General features: G+C 60.3%; 12 protein-coding genes. 4 read left to right on the top strand and 8 right to left on the bottom strand.

The window, feature by feature from the left end; all coding sequences use genetic code 11:
* Positions 1-1,518, top strand: coding sequence for a sensor histidine kinase (locus tag JFN91_RS07515; RefSeq protein ID WP_199388592.1), 1,518 nt, complete (start codon positions 1-3; stop codon positions 1,516-1,518).
* Positions 1,519-1,554: 36 nt separating this feature from the next.
* Here JFN91_RS07515 and JFN91_RS07510 read toward each other — a convergent pair whose 3' ends face one another.
* Complete coding sequence (locus tag JFN91_RS07510) at positions 1,555-2,445, bottom strand: LysR substrate-binding domain-containing protein (RefSeq protein ID WP_199388591.1); 891 nt, start codon at positions 2,443-2,445, stop codon at positions 1,555-1,557.
* A gap of 129 nt (positions 2,446-2,574) precedes the next feature.
* On the opposite strand from JFN91_RS07510, the gene JFN91_RS07505 reads away from it, so the two are divergent.
* Positions 2,575-3,489 (top strand): YeiH family protein, encoded by a 915-nt coding sequence (locus tag JFN91_RS07505; RefSeq protein WP_236015021.1) that lies wholly within the window; start codon positions 2,575-2,577, stop codon positions 3,487-3,489.
* Between the two features lie 251 nt (positions 3,490-3,740).
* Here the strand turns inward: JFN91_RS07505 and JFN91_RS07500 are convergent, their stop codons facing one another.
* The gene (locus JFN91_RS07500) at positions 3,741-4,031 is read right to left on the bottom strand and encodes a cytochrome c3 family protein (RefSeq protein ID WP_199388589.1); all 291 of its coding nucleotides are present in this window, start codon (positions 4,029-4,031) and stop codon (positions 3,741-3,743) included.
* A gap of 138 nt (positions 4,032-4,169) precedes the next feature.
* Between JFN91_RS07500 and JFN91_RS07495 the strand changes: the two genes are divergently transcribed.
* The gene (locus JFN91_RS07495) at positions 4,170-4,661 is read left to right on the top strand and encodes a DinB family protein (protein ID WP_199388588.1); all 492 of its coding nucleotides are present in this window, start codon (positions 4,170-4,172) and stop codon (positions 4,659-4,661) included.
* A 6-nt stretch (positions 4,662-4,667) separates the two neighbouring features.
* Here JFN91_RS07495 and JFN91_RS07490 read toward each other — a convergent pair whose 3' ends face one another.
* The 6 genes from JFN91_RS07490 to JFN91_RS07465 form a co-directional block, all read right to left on the bottom strand.
* Positions 4,668-5,132, bottom strand: a complete 465-nt coding sequence (locus JFN91_RS07490; RefSeq protein WP_199388587.1) for a GNAT family N-acetyltransferase — start codon at positions 5,130-5,132, stop codon at positions 4,668-4,670.
* Positions 5,129-6,268, bottom strand: coding sequence for a cysteine desulfurase family protein (locus JFN91_RS07485; RefSeq protein WP_199388586.1), 1,140 nt, complete (start codon positions 6,266-6,268; stop codon positions 5,129-5,131). The genes JFN91_RS07490 and JFN91_RS07485 overlap by 4 nt, the downstream gene beginning before the upstream one ends.
* A 112-nt stretch (positions 6,269-6,380) precedes the next feature.
* Positions 6,381-8,033 (bottom strand): sulfate adenylyltransferase subunit CysN, encoded by a 1,653-nt coding sequence (gene cysN, locus JFN91_RS07480; protein WP_199388585.1) that lies wholly within the window; start codon positions 8,031-8,033, stop codon positions 6,381-6,383.
* Positions 8,033-8,938, bottom strand: a complete 906-nt coding sequence (cysD, locus tag JFN91_RS07475; RefSeq protein WP_199388584.1) for a sulfate adenylyltransferase subunit CysD — start codon at positions 8,936-8,938, stop codon at positions 8,033-8,035. Before cysD ends, cysN begins: the two co-directional genes overlap by 1 nt.
* A 69-nt stretch (positions 8,939-9,007) precedes the next feature.
* Positions 9,008-9,700, bottom strand: a complete 693-nt coding sequence (locus JFN91_RS07470) for a phosphoadenylyl-sulfate reductase (protein WP_199388583.1) — start codon at positions 9,698-9,700, stop codon at positions 9,008-9,010.
* Positions 9,701-10,054: 354 nt separating this feature from the next.
* Entirely contained in the window at positions 10,055-11,392 is a 1,338-nt protein-coding gene (locus JFN91_RS07465) for an MATE family efflux transporter (protein WP_328746140.1), read from the bottom strand.
* 221 nt (positions 11,393-11,613) lie between these two features.
* Here JFN91_RS07465 and JFN91_RS07460 point away from each other — a divergent pair, with 221 nt between their 5' ends.
* Positions 11,614-14,595, top strand: coding sequence for a hypothetical protein (locus JFN91_RS07460; protein WP_199388582.1), 2,982 nt, complete (start codon positions 11,614-11,616; stop codon positions 14,593-14,595).
* The last annotated feature ends 207 nt before the right edge of the window (positions 14,596-14,802 follow it).

The following is a 14,802-nucleotide window of genomic DNA, read 5'->3' as shown; positions in this document are numbered from 1 at the left end:
ATGCCAACTTCCAGAGAGCGAGTAACGAGCATCCTCTACGTCGAGGACGAAGCCGAGGCACGGGACCTTATCGGCGACCTGCTGCGCGAGGAGCACCCGCAGCTCACGATCATCATCGCAGCGAACGGCGCAGAGGGACTGGCCCTGTTCAAGGAGCACCGGCCGCAGGTCGTGGTGACCGACATCAGGATGCCGGTCATGGACGGCCTCACCATGGCCGGCCACATCCGGGAGTTAGACCAGGAGGTCGACCTGATAGCGGTGAGCGCCTACAGCGATACCAGCTTCCTCGTGCGCGCCATCGAGCTCGGCTTCAGCAACTACGTGTTCAAGCCCGTCAACTTTACCAAGCTGCACACGGCTCTCGTCAGGATCATCAAGGTAAGGGAGTTGAAACACCGGTTCAGCGAGCAGAACGAGCTGCTGCGGCAAAGCGAGCAGCGCCTCCAGGCCACCTTCGACCAGGCTGCCGTAGGAGTCGGGCACGTAGCCCTCGATGGCACCTTCTTACGCATCAACGACAAGTACTGCGACATCGCGGGGTGCAGCAGCGGCAAGGCACCGGGAACCATCTACGATTTCACCCATCCCGACGACCTGCCGGTATGCAAAACGCACCACGAACTTCTGTTGGCAGGAAAACAGCGCAGCTACTCCCTGGAAAAGCGGTACGTGCACGACGAGGCCGTCGTCTGGGCATCGCTGACCGTCTCGATGGTGCAGGACCGCTCCGGCAAGGACACCTTCATGGTTGCCATCGTCGATGACATAACGGAACGCAAGCTCCTGGAGGGGAAGATCGCAGATCTGAACCGCGCCCTGTCAGCGAGAGCGGAGGAACTGGAGAGCGCGAACAGTGACCTCACCGCCTTCAACTACACGGTGGCCCACGACCTGCGCCAACCCTTGAACCTGATCAGCGGCTACTGCCAGGCGGTCAGCATGACCTGCGGAACGATGTTGAGTGAGGATTGCCGGGATTTCCTGCAAAAAGCCTACGAGGGGACGGTGAAGATGAACAAGCTGGTCAACGCCCTCCTCGAATTCGCGGAAATGGCGCACGCCGAACCGAAGCAGGAAACAGTCTACCTCAGCCGCGAAGCGGAGGAGATTGCGGCCGAACTGGCGCGCTCGGAGCCGCAGCGGCGTGCGAGGTTCGCCATCGTGCCCGGACTTTCGGCACAGGGGGACACCCAGTTGCTCAGGGCGGTCCTGGCCAACCTGCTGGGCAACGCATGGAAGTACACCGCGGTTCGCGAGGAAACTGTAATCGAATTCGGTAGTACCGTCCGTGAAGGCGAGACCGTTTTCTTTGTCAGGGACAATGGGATCGGTTTCGACATGGCGCAAACCAAGGAGATCTTCGTCCCCTTCCGGCGTCTGCCCGGGGCGCAGCGGTCTGGAGGCTTCGGTATCGGGCTGGCGACGGTGGAGCGGATCATCAGGCGGCACGGAGGCGCGGTTTGGGCGGAAGGCGAACCGGACAAGGGAGCCACCTTCTACTTCTCACTCCCATGAAGCATCATCACCGCTTAGGGAGCGCCCCCCCTGGCCCTACAAGTCCAGCTTACATTCCAGCAGGGCGAGAAATGCCTTCAACAACGCGCTGCGATAATCGTTTTTCCTGGTGACGATCAACAGCGTGCGCTGCAGATCAACCGGACTGGCCACCTCGAACAGCCACCCCTGGTCGAGCTCTCGCTGCACGGTCATTCTCGAGATGCACCCCACCCCTAACCCCGCCTCCACGGCCTTCTTAATCGCCTCCGTGTGTCCCAGTTCAAGAGCCACGACGTAGCTTACCCCTGCCCTTTCCATGGCAGTCTCAAATACCTCCCGCGTTCCGGACCCTTTTTCCCTCATGATCCAGGTTGCAGAGGCGAGCATCTCCGGAGTCGCCCGCCCAAGGGATGCCCAGGGATGTTCCTTGCCCACGATCAACACGAGCTCATCCCGCCTCCACGGGGTCGCCGTCAGAGACGGCAGGTGCTGCAGCCCCTCGATAAGGCCAAGGTCAAGTTCGCCCGATTCGACTCCCTGCTCGATCTGGAGAGCGTTGCCCACCTGCAACAGCGGCTTGGCACCGGGGTAAAGGCGTGAAAACTCGCCGATCATGGCAGGGAGCAGGTAATTGCCGATGGTCGTGCTGGCACCTACGATCAAGGTCCCTACCGGCGTACCCACCGAATCTTCGAGGAACTGCTCAATCTTGCGTACCCTTGCCAGCACGTCCTGGGCCTCGGGGAGCAACTGCCGGCCACGGTCGTTCAAAAGCAAGCGCCTGCCGGAACGCTCGAACAGCGGGGCGCCCGCGAGCCTCTCCAACTCTGCGAGGGCCATGCTCACCGCTGACTGGGTCAGCAGCAACTGGCCACTGGCTTGTGTCACCTGCCCGCACACGGCAACCTTCTCGAAAATCTCAAGCTGCCTGAGGGTTATCGCCATGACCACCTCCAAACATAAATATAACTGATCCAAAAAATTCATATTACTCATTTTTATTTATATAGCAAGAAGGATATGATCCTCACATATTTCCGCATATGGGAGGGGAAAATGCAGAGGGAACTTGTTATGAAATTGGCTTTGGCACTTTGTCTCGTGGCAGTGGCAGCACCATGGGGGAGCACAGGGTTTGCGCTGGCGCTGGGTATCGCCTTCGCTCTTACCCTGGGGAACCCCTGGCTGAAGCTCACGGCACGGTTGAGCAGAATCACCCTGCAGCTCTCTGTGGTGGGGCTTGGTTTCGGCTTGGAGATTGGGACCGTAATGCAAACGGGTAAGGAGAGCCTCATTTACACCATCGTGGGTATCTGCGGGACGCTCAGCGTCGGGTACTTTTTGGGCAAGGCGTTCGGGACCGACAGCAACACCTCGCTGCTCATTTCCGCGGGGACCGCCATTTGCGGCGGCAGCGCCATAGCCGCCATGGCTCCGGTACTCAGGGCCAGGGACGATGAGACCGCGGTCGCGCTGGGCACCGTCTTCACCCTCAACGCGTTCGCTCTGCTCATCTTCCCTCTTATCGGGCACCTGCTCGGCCTCAGCCAGGATACCTTCGGAACCTGGGCCGGCCTTGCTATTCATGACACAAGCAGCGTCGTCGGTGCCGCCTCGACCTACGGCACGGAGGCTCTTAGAATCGGCACCACCGTCAAACTGACCCGGGCCATGTGGATCACGCCAGTGGTGCTGGGATTCGCGCTGTTGAGAGGAACGCGGGAGCGGATCACCATCCCTCTTTTCATCATCGGGTTTCTTCTCGCAGCAACCACGAGGACCGCGCTGCCGGCATACGGGGCCCAGTGGGACCAGGTCGCCGCGCTGGCAAAGCACTGCCTCAAGTTTTCGCTGTTCTTCGTGGGGCTCGGGCTTAGCAGGGAGGTCTTCGGGAGGGTGGGCTTACGCCCCATGCTGCAAGGTGTGACGCTCTGGATTGCCGTGAGCGGCGTCACCTTGGTCACTTTGATGGGGATCGGCATCGCCTAGCGAGACGTTAAATACAAAAAGCCCCGGCATTGCTGCCGGGGCTTTTTGGCTAAGGGACGCCCGCCTCGTTAAAGACGGGCTAAATACTGCAACCTTCTTTGCAGTGCGATACAGGGCGAATAGCAAACTTAGAGGTCCACATTGCCATGATCTCCTTTCCCGAAATAGAAGTTATCTACTCTTACACCGCCGCGGCAGTACAAGTCAACATAAAAAGATCAATTCGATCCTTTTTGGTTTGCATCAGTGATTCAAGAGGTCTGGTGGCACCCTTCGCAGGTGATGGGCCCTTCCATCTTGCCGGCCTCCGGCTGATGGCACCCGATGCAGACCCGATGAGCGTACGCCTTGCCGAAGGTCCTGATGGCGCCCACCTCCCCTTCGTGACAGACGCTGCAATCCATGTCGGCCAACTTCTCGTGCTTTTTGTGTGCGAAGACGACGGTCCCCTTCTTGTTGGGAAACTCCATCCTTTCGTTGATGCCGCCAAAGGCCACTCCGGTCAGGCAAGCCAGCATAGCCGCCACCAAAATACATTTCATCACAGTCTCCTCTATCAACTCATTGCACAACACAGTTGCTCATAGCGACAGTATCTAGTACCTTTCCAAGTCAAAGTCAATGAATTAGACACTTCCGCCCATAGGGCTGCATACCGACCAGGCACAAAGGAGGAAGCAATGCGCGACATTCCCGATCTGCTCGATTCACTGAAACGGACTCCCAGCATCTTGTCGCAGTTGGTGGAGAGCATTCCCGAGCAGAAGCTGGATCTCAGAAGAGGCAACGGTTTCTGGACCATAACCGAGCACGTGAGCCACCTGGCAGGGGTGCAGCCCATGCTGCTGCAGCGGATCGAACGTTTTCTGAAGGAAGAGCATCCCGAGTTCATCCCGTACCTTCCGGGACAAGGGGAAGAGGAACCGGACACACCGGTGCGGCTGGAAATGACGGAGGCTTTGCAGCAGTTCGCCGGCTTCAGGATGAAGCAGCTGGAACTGCTGAAGGGACTCGACGAAAAAACGTGGTGCAGGACGGGGACCCACCCCGAATACGAGGCGTATTCCCTCTACATCCTCACCAGGCACATCCTCATGCACGATCACTGGCACATGTACCGGATGGAAGAACTCTGGCTGACCAGGGACGCCTACCTCACCCAGTTAGCCTAATTGGCGCTAAGACAGGTGCCCGGCCGGCTTTTCCATGAAGACAATGGCGAAGCTGCCGGGCACTTCCTTCCTTGCAAAAATCTCATACCCGAGGTTGCGGTACAGGCGGATGTTGCTGTCGCTCTTCTCGCCGGTGAAGAGTCGGTAACAGGAGGCTTCGGGAAAGGCGCCCTCGATGGCCCGCATCAGGGCCGCACCGATCCCCCTCCCCTGCCTTTCCGGGTGCACCATCAGGCGGCCGATGAGGCAGCGCCCCTTGCTCATCCTCCCGTTTACCGACCCCACGATCCTGCCGTCCTCGACTGCCTTGAGGACCGTGTTGACAGAGAAGCTGTCGGTCAGCGCCTCCAGTGTCTGGGTGAGCGGCGGGATGGCCCAGTCCTGGTAGATGGCGGCCTCGCTCACGTAGGCCGTCTTTTGCAGCGCCAGGATTTCGGCGGCATCGTTGCGGTCGGCCCGGGTAATGTTCACGAGGCGCGGATCTCCTTCACCTTGGCGGCGATGAGAGCGGCGGCACGGTCCATTTCCTCTGCGGTGGAAAGGCGGCCGAGACTCAGGCGCACCGCACCGAAGCCCTGCGCCCGGGAAAGGCCCATCGCCTTCAGCACTCCGGAAAGCTCGGCCTTGCCGTCGTGGCAGGCGGAACCGGTGGAGGCCGCGATCTCCGGAAGACGAGCCAGGAGGTCCGCTCCCACCACACCTTCGAAGCTCACGTTCAGCGTGTTGGGCAGGCGCTCCTTTTCCGGCCCGTTCAGGGCCACCCCCCCCGCCAGTTCCTGCAATTGCGCGTGCAGGCGATCCCGCAGGGTCGCTATCTTGACCGGCTCGCCCGCGGCGATTCGCTCCGCTGCCAGTTGCATGGCCTTGCCGAGGGCCGCCATGTAGGGGACGTTTTCCGTTCCCGCCCGCAAGCCCCCCTCGTGTCCTGCGCCGTGCAGGTAGGGCGCCACGCGCACGCCGTTTCGGATGTAGAGGGCGCCGACGCCTTTGGGGGCGTAGAGCTTGTGACCGGCAACGGTGAGCAGGTCCACCCCGAGCTGGGCCACCAGGGTCGGCACCTTCCCTACCGACTGCGCCGCGTCGCTGTGCAAAAGGACCCCGCGCTCCCTGGTAATGGTGCTGATCTCGGAGAGGGGCTGGATCGAGCCGACCTCGTTATTGGCGTGCATGATGCTGACCAGGATGGTCTGGGCGGTGATGGCCCGGCGGACCTGGTCGGGATCGACCATCCCCGCGCCGTCCACCGGCAGGTAGGTCACGGCAAAGCCCTGCTCCTCGAGCCAGCGCAGCGGTTTGAGCACCGCCGGGTGCTCTACGGCGGAGGTGATGATGTGGTTACCGCGCTCCCGGTTGGCGAAAGCGGTGCCGATCAGCGCCTGGTTGTCGGACTCGGTCCCGCCGCTGGTGAAGATCACCTCGCCGGGGGTGCAGCCAAGCGCCGCCGCCACCCTCCCCCGCGCCAGTTCCACCGCCTCTTTGCCGGTCCTGCCGTAAGGGTGGTTGCTGGAAGGGTTGCCGAAGTGGGTGGTGAGAAACGGAAGGAGCTCGTCCACCACCGCCGGGTCGACCGGCGTGGTTGCGTTGTAGTCGAGATAGATGGGCGTCATGGTAGCCTCCGTGAACGTGGTCGGACTGTTCGGACGGGTCGGACTGCTGGATGTTAAACCCAAAAAGGCCAAGGGGCAATGTTTTGCCGCCTTGGCCTCTTCGTTGGCGTCGCTAGATGCCGGTGCCGTCGTCGCCGTACCCTTTCAGCGGGGTACTACCGCGCTTGAAGAGCAGGATGCTCACGCCGTCGCCGTTTCGGTCGAACTCGAAAGCGAGTTCATGCTCGTAGGCCAGTTGGGCCACCGGTTCCAGTTGGGAGAGATCGCGCAGTCGGATCAGGATGCGGTTCCCCTTGCCCAGGTAGTCGTGGATGCTCTGGGCCAGTTCGAGGATGAAGAGCCCCTTCTCCTCGGTGAGGTCAACGACATTGAGATTGGTCGCGGCCACGGCGTCGAGGGTGATGTGCCGCGGGGCCCAGGGGTTGCTCTCCCCTGCGGAGAGATGCGCCCGCTGCGACTCGTCGGGAGCGTTCAACACCATTCCTGCCGCCACCGTCGCATTGGTGAAACGGTCGATGAGGATGAAACTGCCGGTATCGCGGTTGGCGCCGTAGGGGTCGAAGGAGACCGGACGGTCCAGCTCGATACGCGCCAGGCCGATCTCGTTCAGTCCCAGCGTGCTGACCTGTTTCTGCTCCAGTGTGTTCACGTCCACCGCGTACTGCACCGCGGTCACGCGCCCCGGGGTCACACCGGTGGCGGTCTTGACCAGGTAGAGCTGCCCGGGCTGCAGCGGCTCGTCGTGCATCCAGACCAGGTGCGCCTCGGGATGCCTGGTGTAGAGCGGCGGCGCCTCGGGACGGGTGAGCATGTCGCCGCGGCTGATGTCGATCTCGTCTTCCAGGGTGAGCGTGACCGCCTGCCCTGCCACCGCCTCGTCGAGGTCGCCGTTGAAGGTGACGATCCGGGCGACCTTGCTGATCTGGCCCGAGGAGGCGACCCTGATCTCGTCGCCGGGGCGGACGGTGCCGGAGGCGACGGTACCGCAGAAGCCGCGGAAATCCAGGTTGGGACGGTTCACCCACTGCACCGGGAGACGGAAAGGCTGCCGGTCACGGTCATCCTCGACCTGCACAGTCTCCAGGAAGTGCATCAGGGGCGGCCCCTGGTACCACGGGGTCTCGCTGCTCTTCTCGATGATGTTGTCGCCGTTCAACGCGGAAATGGGGAGCGCGGTGATGCTGGTAAAGCCCAGCGGCGCGGCAAACTCACGATAGTCCGCCTCGATGGCGCGGAACTTCTCCTCGTCGTAACCGATCAGGTCCATCTTGTTGATGGCCAGGACGATGTGCTTGATACCCACCAGCGAGACCAGGAAGCTGTGGCGGCGGGTCTGGGTCAAGAGCCCCTTGCGTGCGTCCACCAGGATCACGGCGACCTTGGCGGTCGAGGCACCGGTCACCATGTTGCGGGTGTACTGCTCGTGCCCCGGGGTGTCGGCGACGATGAACTTTCTGCGGTCGGTGGAGAAGAAGCGGTAGGCGACGTCGATGGTAATGCCCTGCTCCCTTTCCGCCTGCAGGCCGTCCAGAAGCAGCGCGTAGTCGATGGCGCCCCCCTGGGTGCCGACCTTCTTGCTGTCGGCCTCGAGCGCAGCCAACTGGTCCTCGAAGACCATCTTCGAATCCCACAACAGGCGCCCGATCAGGGTGCTCTTGCCGTCGTCCACGCTGCCGCAGGTGATGAAACGGAGCAGCGACTTCTCCTCCTGGCTCTTCAGGTAGGCAAGGATATCTTTCTCGATCAGTTCTGATTGATGTGCCATTAGAAGTACCCTTCCTGTTTCTTCTTCTCCATCGAACCGGCCTGGTCATGGTCGATCAGGCGCCCCTGGCGCTCGGAGGTGCGGGTGAGCAGCATTTCCTGGATGATATCGGGGAGCGTGTCGGCCTCGGACTCGACAGCGCCGGTGAGCGGGTAGCAGCCCAGGGTGCGGAAGCGGACCGACTTGTACTCGACCTTCTCACCCGGCTTCAGCTCCAGCCGGTCGTCATCGACCATGATCAGCATGCCGTCGCGCTCGACCACCGGACGCACCGCGGAGAAGTACAGGGGCACGATGGGAATCTCTTCCAGGTGGATGTACTGCCAGATGTCCAGCTCGGTCCAGTTGGAGAGCGGGAAAACGCGGATGCTCTCGCCGGGCTTGATGCGGGTGTTGTACAGGCTCCAGAGCTCGGGGCGCTGGTTCTTCGGATCCCAGCGGTGGTTGGCGCTACGGAAGGAGAAGATGCGCTCCTTGGCGCGGGATTTCTCCTCGTCGCGGCGCGCGCCGCCGAAGGCCGCATCGAACTTGTACTTGTCCAGCGCCTGCTTGAGTCCCTCGGTCTTCATCACGTCGGTGTAGAGCGCCGAGCCGTGGGTGAAGGGAGAGACTCCCTTTTTCACCCCGTCCTCGTTCACGTGCACCAGCAGTTCCATGCCGGACTCCTTGGCCATGCGGCCGCGAAACTCGATCATGTCGCGGAACTTCCAGGTGGTGTCCACGTGCAACAGCGGAAACGGCGGCGGGGCCGGGTAGAAGGCCTTGCGGGCCAGGTGCAGCATGACGGCGGAGTCCTTGCCGATGGAATAGAGCATCACCGGGTTGTCGAACTCGGCCACCACCTCGCGGATGATGTGGATGCTTTCGGCTTCGAGTTGCTGCAGATGGGTCAGATTTTTCTTCATGGCTTTATCCCGTATCGATCTTCGTGTGCCGGAGCCGTATCAGCACCGGGCGCATCGTCCTCTCCCCTGTTACCTGCGGTGCAGACCGCACTCCTTGTGCTCAGGGTTCTCCCACCACCACCGTCCGGCGCGGGCATCCTCGCCCGGCTGGACCGCCCTGGTACACGGGGCGCAGCCGATGGAGCGGTAGCCCTGCTTCAGGAGGCGGTTCTGCGGCAGGCGGCGTTGCTGGACGAATTCCATAAGCTGTGCCTCGTTCCAGTCCAGCAGCGGGTTCAGTTTGAGGATGCCGCCGTTCAACTGGTCCAGTTCGATCGCCTTAAGATCGGTGCGGGTGACGTTGTGCTCGCGGCGCATGCCGGTGATCCATCCGGCGAGGCCTTGCAGCGCCCGCCCCAGCGGTTCCACCTTGCGGATGTGGCAGCACTCGTGGCGGTTGTCCAGCGATTCCCGGAAGGAGAACAGTCCCTTCTCGCGCTCCAGCTTCTCCACCGCCTCGTGCTTCGGGAAGTACCAGTCGATCTGGATCCGGTAGCGTTCGGTGAGGGCGTCGGCCACCTCGTAGGTTTCCTCGTTGAGCCTGCCGGTATCGAGCGCGAAAATGCCGATCTCCAGACCGGCCTCCTTGGCCAGTTCAATGATGGCGACATCCTCCAGAGAGAAGGAGCAGGCCAGTTTCACCGGGCCTTGGGCTGCTTCGAGACCGAGACGAAGGATATCCTGGGCGGTTGCGTTGGCGGGAACTGCAGGCACAGCGTTCATGGGTGCGTCCTTTCAAGGTATGGTTCGATTGCGCGATCGGTAGTCGGTAGATAAAACCCCGGATCCAAGCTTGTGTGACGTTGTAGCTTATTCAACCAAAGCAGTCAAGAAAATTTATCTTAATTGCACAGCTTATCAGTAGGTTTTTGTATTACCTTGTTAACGCCTCTGGCAACAGGACAACACCAGGCACTGTAACAGCTTGATTATGAACAAAAAATAAAGGCACCACACTAGCAGCGGTGGTGCCTCTCTGAAGGGAAAAATAGTGATTGAGTGAACGTGCGGCGTAGTGACAGAAGACAATACTACAGCAGAGTCAGTGGGGAATGTCGTTGACTATCCGTGGCAGCTTCAGGGTGAGTCGTGCAGCACTCGGATCGCTCTCCAGGCGCCGGAGCGAAAGCGCAGCGACCAGACGACGGCGGTAAAGAGGACGAAGCAGGTGCCAAGCGTCCATTCGGCGACCAGGCCCGGCATGAAGCTGTCGATCAACCACAGAAGTAGCAGGAACCCCGCGGAGGAGTAGACGAAGGTGCGGGCGACCCAGTTGGTGTCGCCGGCGGAGGAGAGCACGCACCCGGTCATCACGTTGGCGGCGTCGAACAGGCAGTAGAAAGCGACGAACTTCATGATGATAGAGCCGGTCTCGATGATGCGAACGCTCTCGGGGCCGTGACCGGCGAACACGGAGATGAGCGGAGCCGAGCAGGTGGCGAACAGCACGGCCATGATCAGCATCCAGACCTCGCACACCAGCAGCGACTGTGAGGCGATGGCCGGGACCTCGTCGTCCTCTCCTGCCCCGCGGGCGTGTCCCACCAGTATGCCTGCCGCCTGGCCCAGGCCCAGCGCTGGGAAGAACGCCAGGCCGTTGATCCGGAAAGCGATGCTGGAGGCGGCCAGTTCCACCGTCCCCAGCCGCCCGAGCACCACCAGGAACAGGGTCCAGGCGAGCAGTTCGCCGCTGATGCGCAGCCCCATGGGCATGGCGAGTTTCAGGAAGCGGGCGAGTTCGACCCGGTCCAGGCGCCGGGCGCTACGGTCGGAGCAGCCCCGGCCGACGACGAAGATGGCGGCGTAGAGGATGGCAGCAACGGCCTGGGCGGAGACGGTGGCGAGCGCGGCGCCGGTGATGCCCAGGCGCGGGAAGCCCCAGGCGCCCAGCACAAGTCCCCAGGCCAACAAGGCGTTAATCACGAAGGAGAAAAAGGTCACCGCGGTGACGATGGCCGGGCGCCCGATGCCGGAGAGCCAGCCGGCCAGCGCGGAACCAAGCACCGGGAAAAGCGAACCGGCCATGCAGATGGTGAAGTAGCCGATCTCGTCGGCGGCGACGTCGGGCGTGTGCCCCGCCAGCCGGAAGAGCTGGCCGATGGGCCAGGCCACCGCCAGGGCGAGAATGCCGGAAGCGAGCGAGGTATGGATGCCGAGCCAGGCGGATTTGCGCACGCCGGCCGCGTCGCCGCGGCCGTGGTTGTGGGCCACGAAGGTGCCGGCATAACCGGCGGTGCCGAAGAGAAAGCCCTGGAACAGGATTACCGCCAGCCCGGCGGGGCCGATGGCCGCCACCGCAGCGCTGGAATGCCTGGACAGGACGATGGCGTCCACGATCTGCATCAGGGTGATGGCAGAGGTGGAAAGTATCATGGGGCCTGCCAGTTTCAGCAGGCGCGGAACGTGGTTGGTCACTGGACGGGGCTACCTCTCAGAGTCGGAATCGCAGCATGTGGCTCGTCCACACATTCTCCGGCGGGAGCCGGTCAGATCCGCAAAGATAACGCCAACAGCCTCAGAAAACAAGGAGGGAAAACGAGATGACCTTGTCGTGGAATGTTGCAACAGAGTTTGCTTGCACGGGGAGGAAGATCTACTACAATTAAGTTTTTTCTAATTCAGTCAAGGAGGTGGTTATGAGTTGGCAACTACATGTCAAAGCGGCGGAGAGCGTGCTCAAGTCGGCGCGGATTCCGTCCTCAACCGAACTGATATCGCTGATCAAACGTGTCAATCCCACCTGCCTTCAGCTCCCCGAGAGTGACAGGGAGTATGGCTACCACATCAAAAACCGGCTGCAAAACGTGCTTCTGGAGACCTACGGAGAGACCTTCCACCTGACACCTCATCCCTGCAACGCGGACATCATCCTCATCAAGCACAATACCCTGCCCTCCATCGACGCCTGCCATGCAGACCTCAATACACTTTCGATGAAGGCGCTCGACACGGTAGGCAGCATCCCCTCTGCCCCAGCACCTTCCTCGAGGAGCATGGAGACGAAGGGGGCAAAATCCAGAAAGCTGACCGCCAGCGGTTCGCCTCAGGAAGCCCTGAGAAACGCCGAACTTCTGCTTGAGCAGTACGAATACCCTCAGGCGGAGGAACTACTGGCCGCCATTCAAATTACGTCCCCCCGGGACTTGCCGACCCTGATAAAAGCCGCCAGGATGTTGATTGATCAGATGGGAGCGTACCAAAGGGCTATCGAGGTGTTGCTGGCGCAGCCCAAGCATGTGCTTAAGGACAAGGTCATCCGGGAACTGCTCGCCATGACCTATTACGGCAACGGCTCGATTGCCGAGGCGAGGGCCCTCTTCGAATCGGGGGAGCCTCGGGATCTCGAGAAAGGTTCCCTGTACGCCTACGCCGACATTTCCTTCAAGGATGGCAACCTGTCACAGGCCTATTACCTTCTGAAGCTGGCAGATGAGAAAGAGGGTTTCGTGACCACCCATACCACCCTGAGAAAGGAGATAGAGGCGACCATGCTGGAGGAAGCGGCGCCTTATCTGCAACAGGCAGAGGTGGCGTTCGCCCGCACCGACCTCAGCGAAGCGCAGTTCCTGCTTCAGCAAGCCCTTTCCCTGTACCCAAACTTCAAGAAGGCGCGCGAATTGGCAGGACAGGTTGAGGCGAGGAGGACCGAAGCCGAAGTCGAGAGGCTCTGGGAGCGATTGGGGTCCAGCGAGAAGTGCACCGAGAGGCTCGACTTGTTGACGCAGCTTCTGGAGCGGGACAAGGAGAGAGGCGAACACATCAGGGACCTCATGGCACGGGAACGGAGTCGCCAGAAGCAAGGGGCGGTGGAACGACGCCTCGACACACTCCGGGCACTCGCCGCGCAGGAACGGTGGGAGGAGTGCTACGACAATCTGCTCTGGCTGTCGCGCCAGGGGGAGGAGGCGGACTACCAAAGGGCCTGTGCCATATCTGCGTGGTTTTCAGTTCTCTGCCACAACAAGGGACTTCGGAAACTTGCGGACGAAGATGCCATGGAGCAGTGGCTTAGATTCATCAGGCTGAAGCGGCAGGTGCAACAGGGACAGGTGGAAGGTTGCTGGGAAATAGTGCAGGACCTGCGGCAGTATTTTCAGAATTACCCTCTGTTCGAGGAGCTCTATGACACGCTCCTCGAACTGGAGTCGGCGAAGGCGCGGCAAGAGACCGAGCAATTGTTCTCCTTGTTGGCTGAACTGGATCAGTGGGAGGATAGAAGGGAAGCGTTGGCCACAGCCAGAAAGCTTTACGCCCAAATACAAAAGCCGTTAGCGTTATTGCCTGCCGCAGAGAGGGCCATGTATAAGGAGGATGCCAAACGCACTATTCACTTGCTTGAACCGGAAACCGAGTGCGAATGGGGTCCAGCGGATTACCGTGACGCCCTGATTTTGGGAAGTTCCCAAAAAGCGGCGCAGCTCAGGGAGAAATTTGCGGCCAACACCTGGGTGGCTGAGTATCTTGATCAGTTCGACAACGAGGTTGCGCAAATGTTTGCCATTGACGCCGAGGCGATCCCGATGATCGTTGCGCCGGACCTGGTCGTGGATCTCTCCTCGGACTTCACCCCATGGCACCTCGACAGAATCTACTCCTCCGACCGACACGTGCTGTTGCGCGAGGATGAAGAGACCATCGTTGTCCTCGACATGTGGCGCACGAGCGCCACCAGGTACCGGTCGCCCAACTTCAAGGATCTGGCCGTTATGGATTGCTTGCCCGACAAGGACGTCTTCCTCTTTGTCAACTCTGAAATGAACAACACGGTATGGCGCGCCACACTTTCGGAAACGGCAAGCCGATTCACTGCCGTTTTCAACATCAATGAGAATTTCGTCTACCAGGAGGGCGCGGTGTTTAAAGGCATATACATGTCCAGCAGCAAGGACAACTCCTACTACGCCATCATCCGGGAAGGCGACAGATTCAGAGCAGTGAAGCAATCCATCGACCTTGTCAGCAGTACAGTGAGAACCTGCGAAGGACCGTGCGAAGACCTGGACGCTTTCCGGCTGTCATACCAGCCCGACAGATTCCTGGCAGTCACCGAAAGCCATACTTACGTTTTGGAAAGCAATCTGGAACCGCCGAGAGGCTGCAGCAGAATTGGCTCAAGCCATGGGCTCAATTTCCTCGGTATCGACATGGGGAGAAGCCAGATCTATGCTATGGGAGACGGCATCGTAAACGTGCTGAATACCAAGCTGCGAGCGGTGAAGCAATATTTGAATGCGGAAACTGTCGCGCATATGACTGTTACGGTGTTAGCCGGGATCTGTCCCGAGAAGGACATCGCGTTGCTCAATGTCAATGGGGGGAGTCTGTTCTACAATATGAAAACCAACAAGTTCAGCCAAAAGTTTTCCGGTGGGCGTGTGCTGTATACCGACACCCCGAGCAGATGGTATTACACCGAAATCGACACCACAAGCCATGCCGTGAAGGTGAAGGACATCACCGACGAACTGGAGACACTTCTGGAATGGCAAGTCTTTCTCCCACCTGGTGGCGACGAACGCGCTACCATGGAATTTGTCGAGAAGCTGGAGAATCCCGACTTCTTCAGCATCGTGCAACCAGCCCCTCCCGAGCCCCCCGAACAAGACACCGATTGTTGATGGTCCGGTCACAAGCATCTCGACTGTGGGGCTGTAACAGCGTAGCAGGCTTGGAAGACAAAGCGGAAGGGAGGAATTATCCCGTACGGATGATTCCTCTTTTTCATTTGCATGATGGCGTGACATCAATGCAAAAAAACTGCTATAACGATGCCATTGTTGACCGATATGTGTGCTTATATCCTGCTACCAACTTCCATCCTATAC

Source organism: Geomonas anaerohicana (assembly GCF_016458305.1).
GTDB lineage: Bacteria > Desulfobacterota > Desulfuromonadia > Geobacterales > Geobacteraceae > Geomonas > Geomonas anaerohicana.
This window is presented reverse-complemented; position numbering and strand designations above follow the sequence as displayed.